Source organism: Candidatus Andeanibacterium sp., from assembly GCF_057143545.1.
Genome location: NZ_DBNHSF010000128.1, coordinates 1 through 2,917, shown reverse-complemented (window position 1 = coordinate 2,917; position 2,917 = coordinate 1). Strand labels below are relative to the sequence as shown.

The 2,917-nt window shown below is 64.4% G+C and carries 3 protein-coding genes; 2 read left to right on the top strand and 1 reads right to left on the bottom strand.

Features of this window, described 5'->3' with window-relative positions:
- A partial coding sequence (locus AC16XC_RS07830) for a ribonuclease R family protein (protein ID WP_484034090.1) occupies window positions 1-2,061 on the top strand: 2,061 nt, incomplete at its 5' end.
- Here the strand turns inward: AC16XC_RS07830 and AC16XC_RS07825 are convergent.
- Window positions 2,058-2,510, bottom strand: coding sequence for a universal stress protein (locus AC16XC_RS07825; RefSeq protein WP_484034089.1), 453 nt, complete (start codon window positions 2,508-2,510; stop codon window positions 2,058-2,060). The genes AC16XC_RS07830 and AC16XC_RS07825 overlap by 4 nt on opposite strands.
- Window positions 2,511-2,654: 144 nt before the next feature.
- Between AC16XC_RS07825 and AC16XC_RS07820 the strand changes: the two genes are divergently transcribed.
- Window positions 2,655-2,917 (top strand): biotin/lipoyl-containing protein (locus AC16XC_RS07820; protein WP_484034088.1); only part of this gene is annotated, 263 nt, incomplete at its 3' end.

The following is a 2,917-nucleotide window of genomic DNA, read 5'->3' as shown; positions in this document are numbered from 1 at the left end:
CACCGCATGGGGGGCATTCCCAAGGTGACCGTGCTGCGCGTGGCCGGGATCGAGGACGGCGAAGCGATTGCCATTCCCGAGAGCTGGCAGCCCGACGATGCGACACCGCCACCGCGGCTGCGCCTGATCGAGCGCAAGAAGGGCTCTGCGCTCCGGAAGGGCGACCGCATCCTGGCCCGCACCGAAGAGACCGGCACCGGGTGGATCGCCCATCCGATGAAGAAGTTGCCCAATGCGCACGAGACCCTGATGGGCGTGGTCGAGATCGACGGGGCCGGGAAGGGCTGGCTCGCCCCGGTCGACAAGCGCATCCGAAATTCGACCCCGATTGCCGACATTGGCGGGGCGGAAGCAGGGCAATTGGTGCTGGCAGAGGCCGCGGGGCGCTCGCCGCGCGCGGGCGTCAAGGTTATCGAAGTGCTTGGCGACCCGCTGGCACCGAGGGCCTTCAGCCTGATCGCGATCGCCAAATACGGGATTCCATTTTCCTTTTCCGATGACACGCTAACCGAGGCGAAAAGTGCCGCCGGGCTGCCGCTCGACCAGGAGAAGCGCGAGGATCTGCGGCAACTCCCGATCGTGGCGATCGACCCGGCCGATGCCCGCGATCACGACGATGCGATCTGGGCCGCGCCCGACCAGGAAGGCGGCTTTGATGCGCTGGTCGCGATTGCCGACGTCTCTTATTATGTGCGGCCCGGCGGAGCACTCGATCGCGAGGCAAGGAAGCGCGGCAATTCGGTCTATTTCCCCGATCGCGTCGTCCCGATGCTGCCCGAAATCCTCTCGGCGGATGTCTGCTCGCTCAAGCAGGGCGAAGACCGCGCCGCGATGGTTTGCCACCTCAAGATCTCGCGCCAAGGCAAGGTCACCTGGTGGAAGTTCAACCGCGCGATTGTCCGGATTGCCGAAAACATCGCCTATGAGGACGCGCAGGCGGCAATCGACTCTGGAAAGGCACCGGCCCACCTGCAGCACCTGTGGGATGCATGGCGGTTGCTTGAAGCGGCGCGACACAAGCGCGATCCGCTGGAACTGGAACTGCCCGAGCGGCGCGTCCTGCTCGACGAACAGGGCAGGATCACGGAAATCGCCATTCGCGAACGGCTCGATGCGCACCGCGTGGTCGAGGATTTCATGATCGCGGCCAATGTTGCGGCGGCCAAGGCGCTCGAAAGCAAGACCTCGCCGGTGGTCTATCGCATCCATGAGCCGCCGAGCCGAGAAAAGCTCGTCGCCCTGCGGGATTACCTCAAGACCTTCGACAAATCGCTCGCTCTGGGCCAGGTGATAACACCAAGCCTGTTCAACCGCATGCTCAAGGATGTGGCGGACGAAGGCGAGAAGCTGCTGCTGATGGAAGCCGTGCTGCGGAGCCAGACGCAGGCCTATTATGGGCCGCGCAATGTCGGCCATTTCGGGCTGGCGCTCGGCAGCTATGCCCATTTCACGTCGCCGATCCGGCGTTACGCAGACCTGCTGGTCCATCGCGCGCTGGGCGACGCTTTCGGCCTCGAACAGCCCAAGCCGAAGGGGAAGCTCCCGGCGACGACCGGCCTATCCGACCAGGATCGCGCAAACCTTGAAAAGGTGACCGAAGCGATCAGCGCTGCCGAGCGCCGGGCAATGGAAGCCGAACGCGAGACGATCGACCGTTATGTCGCGGCCTGGCTCAGTGGCCGTGTGGGTGAGACTTTCGAAACGCGCATCACCGGCGTGCAGAAATTCGGCTTCTTCGCGACGATCGTTGGCTTGGGCGGCGACGGGCTGGTCCCGGTCTCGACCCTTGGCAACGACTATTATCATTACGACGAGGCGGCGCAGGTGCTGACCGGCGAAAAAACGGGCGAACGCTTCGCGATCGGCGATCGGCTGAAGCTGAAGCTCGCCGAAGCCAATCCGCTGACCGGGGCCTTGAAGTTCGAACTGCCCGACAGCGAGGGCCGCCCAATCGAGCCGCGCGGCAAGAAGCCCCCGCCACCACGCCGCAAGGGCAAACATGATGTCGGCAAGCGCGGGCGGCCTGGCAATATCCGGCACCAGGGCAAGCGGAGGCGCTAGCTCAGGCGGTCGATATCCTCGTCCTGCAGCCCGCCAGGTACGATGAAGAGCGGGCAGGGCAGTGCTCCGGAAGCTTGCGAGAAGTGAGTCACCAGCGGCCCCGGATTTCCCTCGGGAGCCGCACCAAGCACGAGCGCGGCTACTTCGGGATGTTCGACCAGGTATTCCCGGATTACCTCGACCGCATCGCCCTCGCGCACGGCAATCGGCGGAAGCGTGCCTCCGTCGCTCTGTATCGCGCCGGCAGCGCTCGAGGCGAGCATTTCGGCCCGGTCGCGCGCTTCTTCCTCGATTGTCGCCTGGATCCCGCCGAAGGCCACGAATTCCTGTTTGGGAACCAGCGCCAGGATATGGACCGCGCCCCCGGTCTTTGCTGCGCGCCGCGAGGCAAACCGCAAGGCGATCCGGGCTTCCTCGGTCTCGTCGATGATGACGAGGTATACGCGCATGATCGACCCTCCCTGCGCAAACTATCCTTCGAAAGTGCATTTCGCGCAAGAAGCTTGCATATTGATGCGCTGAACCCTTGCTCCAACGCGCCAAATTGGCCAGAGACGGGCAGGCAATTAACCCCGAGGACGAAAACGCCGCCCATGCCGATTGCGATCAAGATGCCGGCCCTGTCACCCACGATGGAAGAGGGCACGCTTTCCCGCTGGCTGGTCAAGGTTGGCGACGAGGTCCGCGCCGGGGACATCATGGCCGAAATCGAGACCGACAAGGCGACGATGGAATTCGAAGCGGTCGACGAGGGCGTGATCGCGCATATTGCGGTGGCCGAGGGGACCGAGAATGTCGCGGTCGGCACGGTCATCGCGACGCTGGCCGAAGAGGGCGAGGATCCGGGCGATGTGAA